Raw genomic sequence first — 19113 nt, 5'->3', positions numbered from 1 at the left:
ACATATCTTTGCCCAAAAATTAACCATTATGAGTCTATTAGTTGTCGGAACTGTCGCATTTGATAAAATCGAAACACCTTTTGGAAAAACCGATAAAATCCTCGGCGGTGCCGCTACCTTTATCGGAATGGCCGCATCGATGTTGGACGTTAAAACCGGAATTGTTTCAGTCATTGGTGATGATTTCCCGGACGAACACATCGATTTAATGGAATCCAAAAATTTGGATCTTGCGGGAGTTGAAAAAGTAGAAGGTGGAAAAACTTTTTATTGGTCCGGTCGCTACCATAACGACATGAATTCTCGTGATACCTTGGTTACTGAATTAAATGTTTTGGAGAATTTCCAACCGGAAGTTCCAGTCGGATGGAGAAAACCTGAAGTTTTGATGCTAGGAAATCTACACCCTTTGGTACAAAAATCTGTTTTAAATCAATTGGAAGAACGTCCTAAATTGGTCATTCTTGACACGATGAATTTCTGGATGGATTTGACTTGGGACGAGCTGATGGATGTTTTAAAAGACGTGGATGTGTTGACCATCAACGATGAAGAAGCACGCCAAATGAGCAAAGAATATAGTTTGGTAAAAGCTGCCAAAAAGATCCTCGAGATGGGACCACATACGCTCATCATCAAAAAAGGTGAACACGGTGCACTTTTGTTTCATGAAAACAATGTGTTTTTTGCGCCGGCATTACCGCTGGAAGATGTTTTTGACCCGACAGGAGCGGGAGACACATTTGCCGGAGGATTTTCAGGATTTCTGGCCAAAACGAAAAACTATTCGTTTGAAAACATGAAACGCGCCATCATTTATGGAAGTGCGTTGGCTTCATTTACCGTTGAGAAATTTGGAACAGATCGTTTGGCTGAATTGACCGATGAGGATTTGGTGGAACGTCTGGATATCTTTAAAAGTTTGACCAACTTTGATATTGAGTTGGATTAAAATTCAAAAATGAATACAAAATATAGAATCCTTGTCTGATGAGATAAGGTTTTTTTTTTGGGTTCAATCCAATTCTTTCCTTACTTTTTTTGAATTCATCTGAATCAAATAAACACCTAGCAAAATCAAAATTCCACCAACAGCATGAACCATCGTCAACCTTTCACCGTCTATTATTCCCCAAATGACCGCAACCACCGGCATCAAATAAGTCACGACTGAAGCAAAAATAGCCGAAGTTTGTTGGATCAATTTATAAAATAAAATCATCGCCAAAGCCGTTCCCACAATTGCCAAAATCGCCACATAACCCAAACCTTCCCATTGTTCAGGCGTTCCTTTAAATTCGTTAAAAAATCCGGTAAAACCCAAAATGATTAAAGCCGGCCCAAGCCAAATCGTAAACATCACAGATGACAAACTAAAGGATTTGATTCCCGCTAAATATCGACTGATGATCAAACTATTCATTCCATAAAAAGCCGTCGCCAAAACGATTAAGAACGAATGAAACAAATCGTTTTCTCCTTCCGTTCCTTCATTACTCATCAAAATTGCGGCACCACCAAATCCAACCAAAGCGCCTAAAATCTGTGACCATTTGCTTTTCATTCCAAAAAACAAAAACCCAAATAGCAAAATGAAAATCGGGACCAATGAATCCAAAATCCCCGCCATGGAACTACTCACCTTTTCCTGCGCCAACGGAAACAAAAACATCGGGATGAAATTCCCCATACAACCCCCGATGATCACCCATGGAAATAACTTTTTCGGGATGTCTTTGAAGTTTCTAATTCCGAAAAACACCAGAACTAATCCTGCGATTGCCAACCGAAGCGCTCCAACTTGATATGGCGTATAAACGGAAATCCCTTGTTTGATCAAGATAAAGGAACTTCCCCAAGTAAGCGACAAGATCAACAATATGACCCATTTATTTGCCCAAAATTTCATCACGCAAATTTGAGAAAGATTTCGGAAGAAAATAAAAAAAAGTTGCTCCGTATTTGGGAAGAAGCAACTTTCTAATAAAGGGTAGCAAAAAGCGAAAAACTAATCAAAACAATTATCTAGTTTCAATTATGGGTTTTGGTTTTAATGTATAGATGGAGAAATTGAAAAAGGTTGCGTGAAAAATTAAATTATTTTTTTTTCAATGGTATTTTTTGGAATAAATAAAGGATTCCCATGAATGAAACTGCAGCAGTAATCAATGAAAAAGACAGTGCAACCGCAGCAGAAATATCTCCGTTAAATTGAAACCATTGCGCTCCATAATAAAATACCGCTTCGCGAATTCCTAACCCTGCAAAAGAAATCACAGAAAGTACGCTGGATACCAAAAATAAAAGCAAATAAATCAAATAACCTCCTTCAATCTGAAAGGATTTCAATAAAAAATAAACAGATATCAGTTGTGACAACTGAATCAAAATCGAATAAAAAAATCCGATATAAATTCTCTTTTTATAGGTATGCAAAAACCGAATGATCAACTTCAAAACCACCAAAGTCGAAATCATTCCCAAAATTGAAATCCCAAAATTCCAATAAATTGCATAAGGTGTTTGAACGAAAAGAATCAAAACACAAAACATAAACCCAATCGCCACGATTCCCAAAAACCTTTCAACAAAAACGATTTGACCTACTTTTTTCAAGGATTTTTGATGGGATTTACTCAGTGCAAAAGCTTTATAAGCATCTCCGCCTACTCCGCCCGGCAAGAAAAAATTGTAAAACATCCCGAGCAAATACAATTTGGAATTGGCTTCAAAACTTAATCTGACGCCTATTTTACGGATGAAAATATTGAACCGGAAAACAGAAATTACCTGGGAAATCAAAAAAAGGATTACCGCACCGGCAAAATAAAAAGGATTGGCTATTTTCAATAAATCACCAATTTCTTTCCAATCTAATTCACTGAAAACCAAAGCAATTAGAGAAAAGCTAATTGCAATTTTAAGAAAGGTTGTGAGTTGTTTTTTGCGTTTCGGTTTCACCGATAAATATTTTTCTGACTTTATACGGACGCTTTTGCTGTGCTTCAAAATAAGTCCGCATCTGCAAATCTATGATAATTCCCGTTGTGAAAAATTGAATACCGACAAATAACAATAAAATTCCCAAAATCAACAAAGGACGATTCCCGATGTCCTCTCCCAATCCGAATTTGACAATCATCAAATACAACAAAATCAAACCGCCAATCGTAAAAGAAAACATCCCGAAATTCCCAAAAAGATGAATCGGTTTTTGTAAATATTTCCTTTGAAAAAGCAGTAAAATCAAATCATTGACAACTTTTGTGGTTCTCCCTAATCCATATTTGGATTTCCCAAACTGACGCTGATGATGTTTGACATTTACTTCCGTGATTCTTGCGCCATTGAAAAACGCAAGAAGATTGATGTAACGATGCATTTCACCATATAAATTCAAATCTTTTGCAGTTTCTCTACTGAAAACTTTCAACGCACATCCATGGTCTTTGATATTGAGTTTGGTCGTTTTTCGGATGATCCAATTGGCTATTTTTGATGGAAAAGTACGCACCAAATTGTCCTTTCTTTTCTGACGAATTCCGGTCACTACATCCCAATCTTCCGATTTGGCTTTGTTGTACATCATCAAAATATCGTCCGGATCATTTTGCAGATCTCCATCCATCGTGATGATATAATCGCCTTTTGCATAGTCAATTCCAGCTGCAAGTGCCAAACTCTGACCATAATTTTTTTTAAGTTCGATCAGGACTACATTTGGATTATCGAGCTTTTTGATCGCTTGTCGGGTTTGGTCTGTAGAACCATCATCCACCAAAATGATTTCAAAATGATTTCCTTTCAAAGCACCTTCTATCCGCTCAACCAAAAGCGCAACATTTTCTTCTTCGTTATAAACCGGAACGACGACCGATAAGTTTTCTGAAAGCGGATTTTGAATCATTTTTAATGCTTAATTTAGCCCAAATCAATATTGAAAGCGAATATACTTAAAAATCAATGAGGCAGTATTCTCAAAACGAATTTTTCTTTTATTTCCTGATTTTAATGGCTGCAGGATTTTTATGTTTTGCCAATCTTGGAAGTCATCCGATTTATATTTTGGACGAAGCCAAAAATGCAGAAGCCGCCCGTGAAATGTTTGTCAATGGGAATTGGATTGTCCCAACTTTTAATGGCGAATTGCGAACCGACAAACCACCACTCCATTATTGGTTCATGATGCTTGCTTACAAATTATTTGGCGTTGATGCTTTTGCCGCTAGGTTTTTTTCCGCTTTATTTGGTGTATTGACGATCATTTCCACTTATCATTTCACCAAAAAATTCATCAATAAAAAAGTAGCCGCCATCACGGCTTTCATTCTTTGTTCGGCGATCTTTTTTATGCAGGAATTTCATTTGGCGGTACCGGATCCTTATTTGATTTTCTTTCTCAGTTTCGGACTTTTTACGTTTTATGATTTTTACAAATTTGGCAAGAAAAGCAGTGGTTTGCTTTTTTATATTTCAATTGGATTGGCTGTTTTAGCCAAAGGACCGGTTGCAATTGCACTTCCGGGATTGATCATTTTGATTTTTCTTTTGATGAAAAAAGAATTCAATTGGAAAACCATTAAAAAAACCCAACCCTTTCTCGGCGGAATTTTAACCTTATCGATCTGTGTTCCTTATTTTTATCTGGTTCATCAAGCCACAGATGGCGCTTTTACAGAAGGCTTTTTCCTGCAACATAATATCCAAAGGTTCAGTGGTGAAATGGAAGGTCACGGCGGATTGCCTTTTGTAACTTGGGCATTTGTATTGTTGGGACTTTTGCCTTATTCGTTTTTCATCATTCAAGGATTTATTCAAGGTTGGAAACAACGAAAAACCCATGATTTCATTTTGTTTTCGTTTGTGGTTGCTATTGTTTTTGTCGTCTTTTTCAGTGTTTCCATGACCAAATTACCCAATTATCCGATGCCGAGTTATCCATTCATCGGAATTCTCATTTCAGTTTACCTAAACGAAATCCTCAAAAAATCGATTTCCTTAAAAGGCTACAAAATCAGTTTATGGGTTTTGCTTGTGATCACAATTGCGATGCCGATTGCCGGCTACATCGCACTCTCCCAAATCGAAACCCAATTGTACAGTGTCCGTTATACCAGTTTCACTTTGGCAATATTACCTTGTGCCATGATTGCGTCGCTCATCTATTTATACCGAGGAAAAATCAAAGAAAGCATCATCGTAATCGGCATGGGATCGATGTTTTTAAGTTTACAAATGTTCCAATTTGTGTATCCGGCTTTGGTAGCACAAAGTCCTTTGGTTTTGGCGAAAAATGACATCAGTTCTGATTCCAAAACCATATTGTACAAAGGGTATGACCCCGCATTTCTATTCAATTATAAGCGAACTTTTCCGTTTGCAGAAACCAAAGATGAAGTTTTAAAATTCTTAAAAGAAAATCCGGACGCAATCGTTATCACCAAAGAAAAATTTTATGAATCCGAATGGAAAGATGTCCCAACTGAAGTGGTTTTGCACCAAAAAGCTTTGTTCGAAAATTATACGATCATAATTTTTCGATTGAAATAATTTTATAAAAACCTTGCCTAACTTATCTTCGCAGAGATTTCATATACAGAAATGAATAAAAAAATAATCGTCATCACGGGAAGTTCATCTGGAATTGGTGAAACACTCGCCAACCATTTTGTAAAACAAGGTCATACCGTTTATGGACTTTCCCGTTCCAAAAAGGAAAAACTCGCTTTTCACCATATCGCCACCGACGTGACCGATAAAGAAAACGTCTTTTCATCCATCCAAACGATCATCAACGAAGCTGGCCGCATCGATGTCCTCATCAACAATGCAGGAGTAGGGATGCTTGGAAGTATCGAAGATGTTCGGAAAGAGGATTTTGATAAATTGGTGAATGTGAATATTTATGGTGTGATTTATCTGATGCAAGCCGTTTTACCTTTGATGCGCGGTCAGAAATCGGGACATATTTTGAATGTTTCTTCCATCGCGAGTAATCATGGTTTACCGTTCCGTGGGTATTATTCGGCTTCGAAATCAGCAATAGACCGAATTACAGAATCTGTCCGATTGGAAAATCAAAATACCGGAATCGAAATCACAACTGTCAATTTTGGTGACATCAAAACACCGATTGCTGAAAGCCGTATCCAAAGCACCGTTTCCAATTATTATAAAAAAAGCTATGAGAAATTAGTCCAGCTCATCGACGAAGAGGTCGATCATGGATTGGAACCGGAACAATTGATTCCAGTCATCGAGCGACTCATCAACAAAAGAAATCTAAAACCACATTACAATATAGGAAAAGGAATCCAGAAATTTTCTGTAACGCTGAAAAGGGTTTTGGGACAAAGGGTTTTTGAAAAAATGTTGGCAAGGTATTCTAAGTTGGAGTGATGTTCATAATAAGTTGTGGAGTAATTATGCTGGCTTTGGGTTTATACATCCGATGGGCTTATAAACAAACAAATAGAAATATGGAAGACTCACCATCCAACTTGAACAATTTATTTTTTTTCATTGGTGGCGGAATCGTCTTTATTCTAATTGGAATATTAGAAATTTTTGAATTATGGTAAAAAATAAAAATTAGATTAAAAAAATGAACCTCCTCTGGCATTATAAAGAATTTGATGAACTGACCTCTGCGGAACTCTATGAAATATTGAGTTTGCGCGTGACGGTTTTCATGGTCGAACAAGATTGTTTGTACAACGAAGTCGATGGAAAAGACCCGAAATGTTCACACCTTTGGTGTACGATGGATGGGAAAATTTTGGCTTATTGCCGCATCGTTCCACCGGGTGTTTCCTACGAAGTCCCATCCTTCGGTCGCGTAGTGAGTCATCCCGAAGCTCGGCATTTGAAATTGGGACATCAATTGATGCGAAATGCGATTGAAATCATCCAAAATCATTTTCAGACTTCTCAAATTAAAATCAGTGCGCAAACTTATTTGAAAAATTTTTATGCGCAATATGGATTTGAGCAAACTTCTGAAGAATATCTAGAAGACGGATTGCCGCACATGGAAATGCTAAGGAATTAATCTACATCCATTATGAAAAACGTTCTATTCATTCTAATCATAATTTTCATGGCTTCATGTGAAAGCAAAAACGCTGAAAATTATCCGTTAAAATCTGAAGATGGTCATTTTCATGCTGTCGTGGAAATTCCGGCGGGAACCAATAAAAAGTATGAGTTCAGTCCGGAAAGTATTTCCTACGAAATCGATCAACGCGATGGAAAAGATCGCGTCATTCGGTATCTTCCTTATTTCGGAAATTATGGATTCATTCCCTCCACCCTTTCCAACAAAGCAGAAGGCGGCGATGGTGACCCGTTAGACATCATCGTGATTTCTGAATCTTTGTCACAAGGAACGCTGCTTCCGGTCATTCCGTTGGGAACGGTAAAATTGATGGACCAGGGCGAAAACGATTATAAAATCATTGCCGTTCCGGCGAACTCAGATTTGGATTTATTGAAAATCAAAACCTTTCAATCATTCAAATCGAAATACCCTAGCATCATCCAAATCATCGAAATTTGGTTGACCAATTATGATTCGGACTCACTATTAATCGAAGGTTGGTTGGATGAAAAAGAAACCGAAACTTATATTTTAGAAAATGCGGTGACGAATTAATTTCGTTTCAGAAAATAAAACAACAACAAAAACCATCCGACGATCATCAACAATCCACCAAGCGGCGTAATCGGTCCCAACCATTTCAAATTTACTCCCCAATGGTCGGCAAACGACAAAAAGTAAATACTGACCGAAAAAAGAAACGTACCGATGATGATGCTCCATCCGGCGCCTTTTTCCAATCCGGATTGGAACTGCAAAAACAATCCGATGATGACCAATAAAAGTGCGTGATACATTTGGTATTTCACACCGGTTTCAAAACTGGCGAGCTTTTCAGGAGATAGGAATTTCTTAAACGCATGTGCCCCAAATGCACCCAAAATAACAGAAGATGCCCCGTACAAAGTCCCGAAAATCAATACCAATTGTTTCATTCTCAAATTTTTTCTAAAGATATTACAAAAATCTATTGAAAAGTTCATGAAACTTATCAGTCCTTATTTAGATTAAATTTAATTAATATCTTTGTCGAAATTCAAAAAAATGAGTGACAATCAAACGATTTTTGATTTAAAAATTGGAGATTCAGGGAGGATTTCAGGATTTTCATCTGAAGACATTCCCATGAAATTTTATGAACTGGGATTAACGCCCGGCTCATTTGTCACATTGAAAAAACGACTTCCATTTGGTGGCCCAGTTTGTGTTCAAATCATGGATTCTGTTCAGTTAATCGCATTACGTGATACCGAAGCCAATTCCATCCTAATTGAAAAATTCTTATGAAACCTAAAAAAATTGCATTAATTGGCAATCCCAATGTCGGAAAGTCCACGCTTTTTAATTTGCTAACAGGTTTGCGTCAAAAAATCGGAAACTATCCGGGCATGACCGTTGAAAAAAAGACCGGAAGTTTCTCCCATGAAGGAAAAAAATATGACCTTGTAGACCTTCCTGGAACCTATGGACTTTACGCCAACTCACTTGATGAACAAGTCGTTACAGATGTTTTAAACAACCCCAATCATCCTCAACATCCAGATTTGGCAATCGTTGTGGCTGAACCTTCCAATCTCAAGCGAGCGCTTTTGTTGCAACAGCAAGTCCGGGATTTAGGCATTCCGACTTTGTTTGTGGTGAACATGATGGATGAGGCGGAAAAACAAGGAATTAAAATCCATTTGGAAAAATTAGAAGAAAAACTTCAAACCAAAATCTTACTGACAGATGCCCGGACTGGAAAAGGAGTAGCAGCCTTAAAAAATGCTTTAGAAAATCCCATTCCTTTGGTTGAAAAATCTTTTTCAATTCCTCGAGAATTTGTTTCCATTGTTGAAAAAACCAAAGAAATTTCTGGGACAGACAGAGATTACCAAGCTTGGCAAATGCTGACTCAGAAAGAAATGAAACATCTTTCTGAAAAACAGAAATTAGAATTAGACGGTTTAAAATCAGAAAACAAAATCATTTCCAAACGACTTCAAGTCAAAGAAATCTTAAACCGCTACGAAACCATCGATGAAATTTTGGATCAAACGATTGCAAAAACAACTAAAAAAACCTCTTCATTTTCTGAAAAAATAGACCAAATATTGATTCACCCAATTTTGGGATACCTCCTATTTTTTGGATTGTTATTGTTGATTTTCCAAGCCATTTTCGCATGGTCAGGTCCTTTTATGGATGGTATAGATGAAGGTTTTGCATGGCTTTCGCAGAAGGTAGCAAATTGGCTACCGGAAGGTCCGGTAAGTGGATTAATTACAGATGGGATCATTTCAGGAATCGGTGGAATTGTCATTTTTGTTCCACAGATTGTGATTTTATTTCTATTTATTTCGATCATGGAAGAATCGGGCTACATGAGTCGTGTAGTATATTTAATGGATAGGTGGTTAAAACCATTTGGGTTGAGTGGAAAAAGTGCTGTTCCGCTGATGTCCGGAGCGGCTTGTGCGATTCCTGCGGTGATGTCTGCCCGAAACATTGAAAACGACAAAGAACGTTTGATTACCATTTTGGTTACACCATTTATGACTTGTGCTGCGCGATTGCCCATTTATGTGGTCATCATCGGATTGATCATTCCGGAAGAAAAAATATATGGTTTTAATTTACAAGGACTTGCACTTCTGGGCATGTATGTTTTGGGGATTTTGGGCGCTCTGGGAAGTGCTTGGATTTTGAAGAAATTAATCAAATCCAAATTTAAAAGTTATTTGGTTCTCGAATTGCCGACTTATAGAATGCCGGTTTGGCGAAATGTTTTGCTGACAGTTTGGGAAAAATCGACCGGATTTGTGTTGGGAGCAGGAAAAATCATTTTGGCAATCAGCATCATCCTTTGGGTTTTGGGAACCTTTGGAATGGGTGAAAGATTCAACAATGCAGAGAAAATTGTGAAAACCGAAAAACCGAATTTGAGCGATGAGGAATTGGAAAATGAAATCACGGCTTATAAATTGGAATATTCGTTTTTGGGCTATATGGGTCAAGCTATCGAGCCGTTGGTAGAACCATTGGGTTATGATTGGAAGATGGGAATAGGATTGATTTCCTCTTTTGCTGCGCGCGAAGTCTTTGTCGGAACGATGGCGACGGTTTATAGTTTGGGCGATACGGATGATGAGCTGACTATACGGGAACGCATGGCCAAAGAAATCAATCCCAACACCGGAAAACCGGCGTATAATCTGGCTTCGGGAATTTCGCTTTTGCTTTTTTATGCCTTTGCCATGCAATGTATGGCAACCATTGCGATTGTGAGAAAGGAAACGGATTCTTGGAAATGGACATTTGTACAAATGATCTTCATGACCGGAATGGCTTATTTTGCAGCATTGATTGCTTATCAGATTTTAAAATAATTCCCCTAAATTTGCAGCATGTTTTACACCATCATCCAATATATTTTTATTGCCGTTGTCTTTGTGATAGCGGTTTGGTATGTGATTAAGATTTCCAAAGAATCTTTTGGCTCCAAGAAAAAATCCTGTTCCAAAGGATGTGGATGTGATGACTCCTCTTCTGTTTCCAAAGACTAATTCGAAAATTTCAGCATAAAAAAAGGACAACTTTCGTTGTCCTTTTTTATTTATTGTTCTTGTTTACGGCATGATCGGCACATTAATTTGGCCTGAGGTAACGACAATTTCCTCACCCGGCACACCGTTGGTAAATTTGGTAATGGTTCCGGTAAAAGATCCGATTACTCGTTCAGCGGTAATCCCCGTTATGTTTAGTGTTACCGGAAGATAGGTGTCGGTGGTCGCATCATAATTGGAATAAACATCATTTGGATTTCCTGAAGTTCCCAAATTTACTTGGTAAACCACTTGATTAGCTTCGGTATAAGAGCCAACTGCGATTCCGCCCGGGATAGTAATCGATAAAGTTTGGATTTGATTGGTATTAATTCCCTGAATCACGGCTGCAGTTTGGATACCTTGCGCAACTGCATTGGTACTGAAATCAAATTCTTGATCATTAAAATTGGCTTTTAAAATGCGATCTTCCTGAACTTCAGGCTCAAATTGGATTTCATGAAAAATACCATTGGTAATAACTCTGGTTTCGTCAGAAGCAGCATTATAAACAGTCCCTGAAAAAGTTCCTGTCACCAAACCTGCGCTATTGTTTACCGCAGAAATACCAACTGTTAATGGCAACAATTCGTTGTTTGCATCGACATTTGTAAATATGCCTTCAGCACCAAGATTGAGGATCACAGTTGCTCCATCCGCTTGAGAAAAAGCACCGACTTCCAGAACTTGTAGGATAGACAATACGATGGTTTGGCTTGCTCCGCTTCCACCACGGATTTGGCTGCCATCCGTCGAAGATGTCGCTGTCGTTCCTACGCTATAATCCATAAAAACACCGTTCAACTCAAAAGTATAAGTTCCCTGATCTATGACGTTCTGGAATTCATCACCCGGCGTTAGTAATTCACTGTCTGAACAGCTCCATAAAAAACCGAGCAATAGAAATGAGAACAACAAATATTTATTCATTTTTTAATTTTTTGCTAAAATTAGAGAAATAACTTCAAAATAATCCAACGCAATTTAGGAAAAAGTATTGTATCAATAATCTGTACTTCCAGTTGCGTCAGAAATGATTTGTTTGGCAGAGGAAGTTCCGATTCTTTTCACACCCAATTCAATCATTTTTTCCGCTTCCTTTTTTGTCCGAACTCCGCCCGAAGCTTTTACTGACAAATCGCCTGCATTTTCAACCATCAATCGGATGACGTGTTCATTTGCGCCGTTTGGTTCAGCATTTGGAGTTTGAAAAAAACCGGTCGAGGATTTTACAAAGACATTTTCCGGTGGAAATTCTGCCAATTTCATTTCGATGATCTCTCGTATCAATTTTGTCAATCGCTGGATTTCATGATCTGTTAGCGCAGCAGTTTCGATGATCCATTTTACAATTTTATCATTTTTCAAAGCTATGGCTGAACAAACTTCGATTTCTTCTGAAACCTTTTCAACTTGACCGTTTTTAAATGCCCGATAATCTACTACGAAATCCAATTCGTCCGCCCCATCTCCTATCGCTCTTTGTGCTTCAGAAACTTTTGCATCCAACCCTCCATTTCCTTCCGGAAAATCAATGACCGTCCCCAATTTCACTTCAGAATTCAACTCATCAATCAACATTCGCAAGGAACGTACATAATCCGGTCGTACCATGACCGCAAAAAAACCATGTTCTGTCGCCTCACGCGTCAATTTATGTACTTCTTCTAAAGTCTGTGAATCAGAAAGTCCACTTTGTTTGGGAGTCTTTAAATAGGTAGAATCCAAATAATCACCTAACTGCATTTCGAAAATAATTAGGACACAAAATTAATAATTAATTATGGCAAAAACCGGAAAATGATCACTGTAACCACCCAAATATTTGCTTCCGGCAAAAGTCCGGAAGGGCGATCCTTTGAATCTCCTGTCCCAATCCTGAACAGATCTATCGTTGTAAATATGCGCAGACTCAAACCGAATCTTATGATTAATTTGATCCAAAAATGATTTCGAAAATAATAATTGGTCAAATAAAATCCATCGGCCATTGTGTTTCAAACTGCCTTTTTTGGGAAACATTTCCAACATCGGATTAAACAATTGATCAATCCCCAATTCCTTTTCACGACTGGATTTTAAGATTTCCAACGCATCAACATCATTTGGATTTCCATTAAAATCGCCCATCAAAATAATTTGAGCTTCAGGGTCCGAACCCAAAATCTCATTGACTTTTGATTTGATTTCTTTTAAAATAATATTGCGAAATTCCCGATTCACATCCAAATCTCTACGAGAAGGAAGGTGCAATACAAAACTATGAAACAGATGGTTTCCCAATTGGAATTGAACATACAAGACATCTCTTGAAAAATCTTTTGCGATAAAATCTGGTGGTTTTAAATAAGAAAATGCCAATGGTTCAGCATGTATCACTTTCACCCAATCTTTCCGATACAAAATCGCATTGTCAATCCCGCGTTCATCACGGGATTCGAAATGAATAAATCCATAATTATGCTCAACCAAATGCTCTGAACGCACCAAATCTCGCAAAACAGAATCATTCTCAACTTCAGCCAAACCTACGATCAATGGAGGATTACCTGTTTCTTTTAACCCCAATTCACTGATCACACTGCCGATTTTCCAAACCTTATTTTCATACCTTTTTTGCGTCCATTTCCGGCTTCCTTCAGGCGAATATTCATTTTCAAATTTTTCCGGATCATCTATGACATCAAAAAAATTTTCTGTATTGTAAAAAGCGATGCTTCCTAAACTCATGCGTTCTATTTAAAATTTAAAAATAGAAAAAACCTTTTACAAAAGAGGATTTACAATTCTTTCTTTACTTTTACATCCTGAATATTTGAATGCACAACTATGTCCATCCAGTACATTTTTGAAATCCTTGGAACCATCGTTTTTGCCATCTCGGGTGCATTGGCAGCAGGAGAAAAATCTGAAGAACAAGACTGGTTTGGGGTGACATTTATTGGTTTTATCACGGCAATCGGAGGAGGAAGTTTGCGGGACATGCTCCTTGGCAGTTATCCTTTGGTTTGGATAAATGATGTCAATTTTATGTACGCCATATTTGTAGGCATCCTAATCATGCGCTTTTTTTATTCGTCTTTGGACAGGTACCGAAGAGAACTCTCACTTTTTGACACTATGGGAATTGCGCTTTTCACAGTTTTAGGTACCGAAAAAGCTTTGGAATTTGGCGTTCATCCGGTCATCGCAGCTATCATGGGAATGTTTTCTGCCGTCATGGGCGGTGTAATTCGTGATACGCTTACCAATACGACTCCGGTCATTTTCAGAAAAGAAGTCTATGCCACAGCTTGTTTGGCAGGTGCAACTTTATTTTTAATTTTATACCGATTTGAAGTAGACAGAACACTGAATTTCATCATTTCCGGACTCTTGATCATCTTCATCAGGGTTTTGGCAGTTTATTTCAAATGGAGCATCCCAAAATTTAGATAATCATGTTAGAATTTACCGATAAAACAATATGGACAGGGCGTTTGGACGATGAGGACGGCACACTTGGGTTGCGTTGGCATCAAGCAATTCAAACCAAAAATTTTTCTGAAATAGCATTCAACTCAGAAGAAAATATTGCGCTTTTGGGGTTTTGTTCGGACGAAGGCGTCAGAAGAAATAAAGGAAGAATCGGTGCAAGAAATGCGCCCGATCAAATCCGAAAATCACTCGCCAATCTTCCTTTTAACAAAGAAAATCAAAAACAAATCTTTGATTTTGGGAATATTCTTTTGGTCAATGAAAATTTGGAATCTGCTCGAGAAGAACAAATAGAATGTGTTTCCACTTTACTTCGAAACAATTTTTTCCCTATCATCCTCGGCGGCGGTCATGAAACGGCTTTGGGAGATTATCTAGGGATGACTTCCCAATTTAAAAAAATAGGAATTATCAATATCGATGCACATTTTGATTTAAGGATTCCGGTTGAGAACAGTACTTCAGGAACACCTTTTTTTGAGATGGCGCAATTTTGCCAAAATAACGATCGGGAATTTCATTATTTATGCATCGGCATCCAGTCCAACGGAAATACGCAAGCTTTGTTTCAGCGAGCTGAGGAATTGGAAGTAAAAACAATTTTGGTCGATGAAGTACATGTCGATTTGAATTTTGTGCTTCGTCAAATAGAAGACTTTGCCGTACATTTTGATGCGCTTTATTTGAGTTTGGATTTGGATGTGCTGGACGGAGCATTTGCGCCGGGCGTGAGTGCGCCTTCGGTCAATGGATTGACACCTTTTCAGGTTAAATCCATTCTCCAAAAAATCATTGAAACAAAAAAAGTCAAGCTTTTTGATGTCGTCGAATTAAATCCAGAACTGGATCAAGATAATCATACCGCTAAATTAGCGGCTCATTTTATTCAAGAATTTACCTTACGATGAATAAATTATACCCCATAAAATTCAAACCCATCACTCAATACCGAATTTGGGGTGGAAATAAACTGAACCAAGCTGTTTCCGATGATTTAAAAATTGAAAATCTAGGTGAAATCTGGAGTATTTCTGGAGTCGAAGGAAATATCAGTGAAGTTGAAAATGGTTTTTTAAAAGGTCAAAACCTGAACGAATTGATTTCGACTTACCAAGAAAAATTGGTCGGAAAAAAGGTTTGGGAAAAATTTGGAAATGAATTCCCCCTTTTGATCAAATTCATCGATGCGGCACAGCCGCTTTCCGTTCAAGTCCATCCAAACGATGAACAAGCCAAACGTCTGCACAATTCCTTCGGAAAGTCTGAAATGTGGTACATCATGGATGCCGAAAAGGATGCTGAACTCATCATCGGATTTCAAGATGGCGTTGAGAAATTAGATTATGAAAAACATTTAAAGTCTGAAACTCTGGAAGAAATCCTTGGGAGAGTTTCGGTAACAAAAGGTGATGCGGTGTATATTCCGGCAGGAAGAGTTCATGCCATCGGCGCCGGAATTGTATTGGCAGAAATCCAACAAACTTCCGATGTTACCTACAGGATTTACGATTACAACCGAATCGACAAAGACGGCAATAAACGCGAATTACATACCGATTTGGCGTTGGAAGCGATTGATTTTAGCCCGATTGAAAATGTTAAAACGAAATACAATTCGACAGAAAATCAATTCGAAACTTTAATCGATTCGCCTTTTTTTAAAACCCAAATTTTTACCGGAGACCAAGAAATTTCCATGACGGAAAACAACGAAATGCGTATTTACATCTGTACGGAAGGTAGTGCGAAATTCCAAACCCAAAACGGCGGAACGAAATTGAAAATGTATGAAACTTTGTTGATACCTGCGGAAGTAGATTCCTATAAAATTATTCCGGAAAGGAATGCTACACTGATTGAGGTGAGGGTTCCTTAAAAACTGTAATTACTTACAATTTTTAATTATCTTGATTAATCTGTAAAATAGGTTTTTTGTTTCTTTGAATAAAAAAAATGAATTATGTACGTAATAGAAGCCTTATTGATTTTTTTTAATTTCTGGTTTCCTCAACTTGAAAAAGAACTTTATAAGGTTGATTATCATTACACTCAATCATTAGAAATTGATGAAAATACCCGAAGGTCATATCCTCCTGAAATTTTACAACAAATTAAGGATGCGAGTAATGTGACTTATGCGTTTTCATTGTATACAAATAGTTCAGAATCAGTCTTTAAATTATTGCCGAAACTTATAAATTCACAAAATGTATTAGCCATTGAGATTGAGCCCGATTTGAAATGGGCATATAAAAATTTGAAAGAAAATTATACTGTAAATTTGATTCAGTTCGACAAAAATTACTTTGTTAGGGATTCTTTACAAAAGCTAATTTGGCGAAAAACAAATGAACAAAAAGAATTGTTAGGCTATCAAACACAAAAATATTTTTATGAAGATGAAAATCAATTTATAGAAATTTGGTGTGCAATTGAAATTCATATTCCAAATGGTCCATTAAATTATTCAGGCAACGAAAATTTAATTTTGGAAGCAAAAATTTCTACTAAGAAAGGCGCAAAACATTTCCATCATTATACAGCTACTGAAATAAATGATGAAATCGAATTTGACTTTAAAAAAGAAAAACCTAAAAAAGTAATGAGTAGAGAAAGGTTTGATACATTATTTTCGGATTATAAGAAAAAAATAGAAGCAATGAATTCAGAAATAGATACGGAATAAATTAATTATTTCACTTTTCATTAAGTGGTAATTACTTATCAAACTTTATCGAATTTCCCAACCAAATATTTCGTATCTTTGCCCTGTAATTACAACCGATGAGAAACCCTTTGTTTTATGCAAAAATCCTTTTGTTTGGAGAGTATGGAATCATCGAAGATTCCAAAGGATTGACCATTCCTTATAACTCTTACAAAGGAACTTTGACATTTGATGAAAATTCGCAAGGAAAAATTTCCAACGAAAGCATCCGAAAGTTTGCGGCGTATTTGGAAGAAAATTTTCCGGGCGAATTCGATTTCGACCAAATGAAATCAGACATCGAAGAGGGAATGCATTTCGACTCCACCATACCACAAGGCTATGGTGTAGGAAGTTCAGGTGCTTTGGTGGCTGCGATTTACGAACGCTATGCGGCAAATAAAATCGAAACCGAACAAGGAATCTCAAAAGAAATCATCGCCCAACTCAAAGAAACTTTCTCCAAAATGGAATCTTTCTTTCACGGAAAAAGTTCAGGAATTGATCCTTTGATTTGTTATTTGAATCTACCGTTGCTTATCAATTCCAAAACCGACATTTCCACCATCGGAATTCCGGCTCAAAAAGAAGGAAAAGGTGCTATATTTTTAGTCAATTCCGGTGCTCCCGGTGAAACCGCTCCTATGGTTCAGATTTTCTTTGAAAAATTGAAACAAGACGGTTTCCGTAAAACACTGAAAGAAGAATTCATCAAATACAACAATGCTTGCATCGATGCTTTTGTAAAAGGCGATGTAAATCCATTGTTTTCCAATTTGAAAAAATTGTCCACTTGGGCGTTTTTGCATTTCAAACCCATGATTCCACAACGACTTTTAGACGCTTGGCAATATGGAATTCAAACCAATTCCTATTACCTGAAACTTTGCGGTTCAGGCGGCGGCGGATACATCCTTGGGTTCACCAAAGATTACGAAAAAGCAAAAACACATTTACAAGATTTTGACACCGAAATCATCTACAAATTCTAATTTTTATGGAAAAATTCAAATTTGAAGAAGATGACCAAATCGGGAAATTTGATTTGTTTGAAGACGAAACAAAAATTGGAGAAGTCACTTACAGAAAAAGAATTCAAAACGCGATCTCCATCAACCATACCTATGTAAAAAAAGAATTCGAAGGAAAAGGTTATGGAAAAAAACTAGTCGACAAAGTTCTGGAATTTGCAAAAGAAAATGATTTGAGTGTTTCTGCAACCTGTTGGTTTGCCGAAAAGGTGATCCAATCCTACGAATGATGAACGGATTGAGCCCTCGAAAGCTATTTGTCAAAACACTTGCACTTTTTACAGTCATCAGGGGATACAACATTGCGATGCTCATTCTCGCCCAATACATGGCGAGTCTTTTCATTTTCAACGAAGGTAAAAACCATCTCGAAATCCTCCTCGATAAAAACCTCAACTTTATCATCATCGCTTCGGCGCTCAGTGCGGCAGCCGGATACATCATCAATAATTTTTACGATTTGGAGCGAGATAGCATCAGCCGTCCACTGCAAAATTATATCGAACGATTCGTCTCCCAAAATTTTAAACTCAACACATATCTCGCCCTTAATTTTCTTGCGCTAGGAATTGCATTTTTGGTCTCCTGGCGGGTAGCTTTATTCTTTCTGGTGTACCAATTTTTGGTTTGGTTTTATTCGCACAAGGCCAATAAAATCGTGTGGCTGAACAATTTATATTCGGTCATCCTCATGGTATTTCCGTTTTTTGCGTTGTTTCTGTATTATGAAAATTTTACCCAAATCATATTTTTCCACGCCGCCTATTTACTTTTATTGTTGCTCGTAACGGACATCTTAAAAGACCTCACCACCTCCACAGCAGACGCAATCTACCATTACAGCACATTGCCCATCATTTACGGTGATAAAACCACAAAATACATCCTCACCGTTTTGATGATATTTACTGCGGTTTGGTCCGTTTTTATGTGGACCGACACGGCTACCGGTTACATGAAATACTTTTTTCTCTTCAGCGCCATACTCAATTTATTGATGATTTTCCCGCTTTGGGGCTCAAATTCCAAAACGACCTACAAAATTTTACACCTGATTTTCAAACTTTTAATCGGATTTGGGATCTTCAACATGGTGTTCATTGATTTAAATCCCTTAGATTTGCAAAAAATTATTTAAACAAGGGCGTGCCTTCGTAGCGATTCAAAAATCAGAATCCATTCAAAATAATGCCGCAACGAAGTCGGGCTGTCGGC

Annotated in this window: 22 protein-coding genes; 15 read left to right on the top strand and 7 right to left on the bottom strand. The window is 37.5% G+C overall.

Annotation, left to right across the window (positions count from 1 at the left end; genetic code table 11):
- The first annotated feature begins 25 nt into the window (after nucleotides 1-25).
- Nucleotides 26-952 carry a PfkB family carbohydrate kinase gene (locus HU137_RS06105; RefSeq protein ID WP_182043329.1) on the top strand — a complete coding sequence of 309 codons (927 nt, stop codon included), beginning with the start codon at nucleotides 26-28 and terminating at the stop codon, nucleotides 950-952.
- A gap of 63 nt (nucleotides 953-1015) precedes the next feature.
- Here HU137_RS06105 and HU137_RS06100 read toward each other — a convergent pair whose 3' ends face one another.
- From HU137_RS06100 to HU137_RS06090, 3 genes are all read right to left on the bottom strand, one after another.
- Nucleotides 1016-1909 (bottom strand): DMT family transporter, encoded by an 894-nt coding sequence (locus HU137_RS06100; protein WP_182042901.1) that lies wholly within the window; start codon nucleotides 1907-1909, stop codon nucleotides 1016-1018.
- A gap of 188 nt (nucleotides 1910-2097) precedes the next feature.
- On the bottom strand, nucleotides 2098-2961 hold the full coding sequence (locus HU137_RS06095) for a lysylphosphatidylglycerol synthase transmembrane domain-containing protein (RefSeq protein ID WP_182042900.1): 864 nt from the start codon (nucleotides 2959-2961) through the stop codon (nucleotides 2098-2100).
- Nucleotides 2921-3907 (bottom strand): glycosyltransferase family 2 protein, encoded by a 987-nt coding sequence (locus HU137_RS06090; protein ID WP_182042899.1) that lies wholly within the window; start codon nucleotides 3905-3907, stop codon nucleotides 2921-2923. Before HU137_RS06090 ends, HU137_RS06095 begins: the two co-directional genes overlap by 41 nt.
- Nucleotides 3908-3963: 56 nt before the next feature.
- On the opposite strand from HU137_RS06090, the gene HU137_RS06085 reads away from it, so the two are divergent.
- The 4 genes from HU137_RS06085 to HU137_RS06070 all read left to right on the top strand — a co-directional run bounded on the left by HU137_RS06085 (nucleotide 3964) and on the right by HU137_RS06070 (nucleotide 7654).
- A complete protein-coding gene (locus HU137_RS06085; protein ID WP_182042898.1) occupies nucleotides 3964-5550 on the top strand; it encodes an ArnT family glycosyltransferase in 1587 nt (528 codons plus the stop codon).
- A 51-nt stretch (nucleotides 5551-5601) separates the two neighbouring features.
- Nucleotides 5602-6399, top strand: coding sequence for an SDR family NAD(P)-dependent oxidoreductase (locus HU137_RS06080; protein ID WP_182042897.1), 798 nt, complete (start codon nucleotides 5602-5604; stop codon nucleotides 6397-6399).
- 205 nt (nucleotides 6400-6604) lie between these two features.
- Nucleotides 6605-7051 (top strand): GNAT family N-acetyltransferase, encoded by a 447-nt coding sequence (locus HU137_RS06075; protein WP_182042896.1) that lies wholly within the window; start codon nucleotides 6605-6607, stop codon nucleotides 7049-7051.
- A 12-nt stretch (nucleotides 7052-7063) separates the two neighbouring features.
- Complete coding sequence (locus HU137_RS06070; RefSeq protein WP_182042895.1) at nucleotides 7064-7654, top strand: inorganic diphosphatase; 591 nt, start codon at nucleotides 7064-7066, stop codon at nucleotides 7652-7654.
- Here HU137_RS06070 and HU137_RS06065 read toward each other — a convergent pair.
- Entirely contained in the window at nucleotides 7651-8034 is a 384-nt protein-coding gene (locus HU137_RS06065) for a DUF423 domain-containing protein (protein ID WP_182042894.1), read from the bottom strand. The genes HU137_RS06070 and HU137_RS06065 overlap by 4 nt on opposite strands.
- A gap of 109 nt (nucleotides 8035-8143) precedes the next feature.
- Here HU137_RS06065 and HU137_RS06060 point away from each other — a divergent pair, with 109 nt between their 5' ends.
- Genes HU137_RS06060 through HU137_RS06050 form a run of 3 tightly spaced genes read left to right on the top strand, consistent with a single transcriptional unit; the run spans nucleotide 8144 to nucleotide 10644 of the window.
- The gene (locus tag HU137_RS06060) at nucleotides 8144-8386 is read left to right on the top strand and encodes a FeoA family protein (protein WP_182042893.1); all 243 of its coding nucleotides are present in this window, start codon (nucleotides 8144-8146) and stop codon (nucleotides 8384-8386) included.
- Entirely contained in the window at nucleotides 8383-10467 is a 2085-nt protein-coding gene (gene feoB / locus HU137_RS06055) for a ferrous iron transport protein B (protein WP_182042892.1), read from the top strand. The genes HU137_RS06060 and feoB overlap by 4 nt, the downstream gene beginning before the upstream one ends.
- 18 nt (nucleotides 10468-10485) lie before the next feature.
- On the top strand, nucleotides 10486-10644 hold the full coding sequence (locus HU137_RS06050; RefSeq protein ID WP_182042891.1) for a FeoB-associated Cys-rich membrane protein: 159 nt from the start codon (nucleotides 10486-10488) through the stop codon (nucleotides 10642-10644).
- A gap of 63 nt (nucleotides 10645-10707) precedes the next feature.
- On the opposite strand, the gene HU137_RS06045 is transcribed toward HU137_RS06050, so the two are convergent.
- From HU137_RS06045 to HU137_RS06035, 3 genes are all read right to left on the bottom strand, one after another.
- Complete coding sequence (locus tag HU137_RS06045) at nucleotides 10708-11613, bottom strand: hypothetical protein (protein ID WP_182042890.1); 906 nt, start codon at nucleotides 11611-11613, stop codon at nucleotides 10708-10710.
- 72 nt (nucleotides 11614-11685) lie between these two features.
- Nucleotides 11686-12429 carry a deoxyribose-phosphate aldolase gene (deoC, locus tag HU137_RS06040; RefSeq protein ID WP_182042889.1) on the bottom strand — a complete coding sequence of 248 codons (744 nt, stop codon included), beginning with the start codon at nucleotides 12427-12429 and terminating at the stop codon, nucleotides 11686-11688.
- A 24-nt stretch (nucleotides 12430-12453) separates the two neighbouring features.
- Nucleotides 12454-13413: an endonuclease/exonuclease/phosphatase family protein gene (locus tag HU137_RS06035; protein ID WP_182042888.1), complete on the bottom strand. Its 960-nt coding sequence runs from the start codon at nucleotides 13411-13413 to the stop codon at nucleotides 12454-12456.
- 99 nt (nucleotides 13414-13512) lie between these two features.
- Between HU137_RS06035 and HU137_RS06030 the strand changes: the two genes are divergently transcribed.
- The 7 genes from HU137_RS06030 to HU137_RS06000 all read left to right on the top strand — a co-directional run bounded on the left by HU137_RS06030 (nucleotide 13513) and on the right by HU137_RS06000 (nucleotide 19036).
- Nucleotides 13513-14121 (top strand): trimeric intracellular cation channel family protein, encoded by a 609-nt coding sequence (locus tag HU137_RS06030; RefSeq protein WP_182042887.1) that lies wholly within the window; start codon nucleotides 13513-13515, stop codon nucleotides 14119-14121.
- Between the two features lie 2 nt (nucleotides 14122-14123).
- Nucleotides 14124-15068 carry a formimidoylglutamase gene (hutG, locus tag HU137_RS06025; protein ID WP_220457179.1) on the top strand — a complete coding sequence of 315 codons (945 nt, stop codon included), beginning with the start codon at nucleotides 14124-14126 and terminating at the stop codon, nucleotides 15066-15068.
- Nucleotides 15065-16036, top strand: a complete 972-nt coding sequence (locus HU137_RS06020; RefSeq protein ID WP_182042886.1) for a type I phosphomannose isomerase catalytic subunit — start codon at nucleotides 15065-15067, stop codon at nucleotides 16034-16036. The genes hutG and HU137_RS06020 overlap by 4 nt, the downstream gene beginning before the upstream one ends.
- A gap of 84 nt (nucleotides 16037-16120) precedes the next feature.
- Nucleotides 16121-16846, top strand: coding sequence for a GLPGLI family protein (locus HU137_RS06015; RefSeq protein WP_182042885.1), 726 nt, complete (start codon nucleotides 16121-16123; stop codon nucleotides 16844-16846).
- Nucleotides 16847-16944: 98 nt separating this feature from the next.
- Nucleotides 16945-17859 (top strand): mevalonate kinase family protein, encoded by a 915-nt coding sequence (locus HU137_RS06010; RefSeq protein ID WP_182042884.1) that lies wholly within the window; start codon nucleotides 16945-16947, stop codon nucleotides 17857-17859.
- A 5-nt stretch (nucleotides 17860-17864) separates the two neighbouring features.
- Nucleotides 17865-18128: a GNAT family N-acetyltransferase gene (locus tag HU137_RS06005; RefSeq protein ID WP_182042883.1), complete on the top strand. Its 264-nt coding sequence runs from the start codon at nucleotides 17865-17867 to the stop codon at nucleotides 18126-18128.
- The gene (locus tag HU137_RS06000) at nucleotides 18128-19036 is read left to right on the top strand and encodes a geranylgeranylglycerol-phosphate geranylgeranyltransferase (RefSeq protein ID WP_182042882.1); all 909 of its coding nucleotides are present in this window, start codon (nucleotides 18128-18130) and stop codon (nucleotides 19034-19036) included. The genes HU137_RS06005 and HU137_RS06000 overlap by 1 nt, the downstream gene beginning before the upstream one ends.
- The last annotated feature ends 77 nt before the right edge of the window (nucleotides 19037-19113 follow it).

Origin of the sequence: Moheibacter lacus, assembly GCF_014042165.1 — a bacterium.
GTDB lineage: Bacteria > Bacteroidota > Bacteroidia > Flavobacteriales > Weeksellaceae > Moheibacter > Moheibacter lacus.
Note: the sequence above shows the minus strand (reverse complement) of the source record. Positions and strands in the feature narration are given on the sequence as shown.

Excerpts from the sequence above, each read along its gene's own strand:
- feoB (WP_182042892.1), top strand. The coding sequence starts at position 8,383 with ATGAAACCTAAAAAAATTGCATTAATTGGCAATCCCAATGTCGGAAAG.
- HU137_RS06035 (WP_182042888.1), bottom strand. The coding sequence starts at position 13,413 with ATGAGTTTAGGAAGCATCGCTTTTTACAATACAGAAAATTTTTTTGAT.
- HU137_RS06045 (WP_182042890.1), bottom strand. The coding sequence starts at position 11,613 with ATGAATAAATATTTGTTGTTCTCATTTCTATTGCTCGGTTTTTTATGG.
- deoC (WP_182042889.1), bottom strand. The coding sequence starts at position 12,429 with ATGCAGTTAGGTGATTATTTGGATTCTACCTATTTAAAGACTCCCAAA.
- HU137_RS06005 (WP_182042883.1), top strand. The coding sequence starts at position 17,865 with ATGGAAAAATTCAAATTTGAAGAAGATGACCAAATCGGGAAATTTGAT.
- HU137_RS06020 (WP_182042886.1), top strand. The coding sequence starts at position 15,065 with ATGAATAAATTATACCCCATAAAATTCAAACCCATCACTCAATACCGA.
- HU137_RS06050 (WP_182042891.1), top strand. The coding sequence starts at position 10,486 with ATGTTTTACACCATCATCCAATATATTTTTATTGCCGTTGTCTTTGTG.
- HU137_RS06090 (WP_182042899.1), bottom strand. The coding sequence starts at position 3,907 with ATGATTCAAAATCCGCTTTCAGAAAACTTATCGGTCGTCGTTCCGGTT.
- HU137_RS06075 (WP_182042896.1), top strand. The coding sequence starts at position 6,605 with ATGAACCTCCTCTGGCATTATAAAGAATTTGATGAACTGACCTCTGCG.
- HU137_RS06080 (WP_182042897.1), top strand. The coding sequence starts at position 5,602 with ATGAATAAAAAAATAATCGTCATCACGGGAAGTTCATCTGGAATTGGT.
- HU137_RS06010 (WP_182042884.1), top strand. The coding sequence starts at position 16,945 with ATGAGAAACCCTTTGTTTTATGCAAAAATCCTTTTGTTTGGAGAGTAT.
- HU137_RS06100 (WP_182042901.1), bottom strand. The coding sequence starts at position 1,909 with ATGAAATTTTGGGCAAATAAATGGGTCATATTGTTGATCTTGTCGCTT.
- HU137_RS06000 (WP_182042882.1), top strand. The coding sequence starts at position 18,128 with ATGAACGGATTGAGCCCTCGAAAGCTATTTGTCAAAACACTTGCACTT.
- HU137_RS06015 (WP_182042885.1), top strand. The coding sequence starts at position 16,121 with ATGTACGTAATAGAAGCCTTATTGATTTTTTTTAATTTCTGGTTTCCT.
- HU137_RS06060 (WP_182042893.1), top strand. The coding sequence starts at position 8,144 with ATGAGTGACAATCAAACGATTTTTGATTTAAAAATTGGAGATTCAGGG.
- HU137_RS06070 (WP_182042895.1), top strand. The coding sequence starts at position 7,064 with ATGAAAAACGTTCTATTCATTCTAATCATAATTTTCATGGCTTCATGT.
- HU137_RS06030 (WP_182042887.1), top strand. The coding sequence starts at position 13,513 with ATGTCCATCCAGTACATTTTTGAAATCCTTGGAACCATCGTTTTTGCC.
- HU137_RS06065 (WP_182042894.1), bottom strand. The coding sequence starts at position 8,034 with ATGAAACAATTGGTATTGATTTTCGGGACTTTGTACGGGGCATCTTCT.
- hutG (WP_220457179.1), top strand. The coding sequence starts at position 14,124 with ATGTTAGAATTTACCGATAAAACAATATGGACAGGGCGTTTGGACGAT.
- HU137_RS06085 (WP_182042898.1), top strand. The coding sequence starts at position 3,964 with ATGAGGCAGTATTCTCAAAACGAATTTTTCTTTTATTTCCTGATTTTA.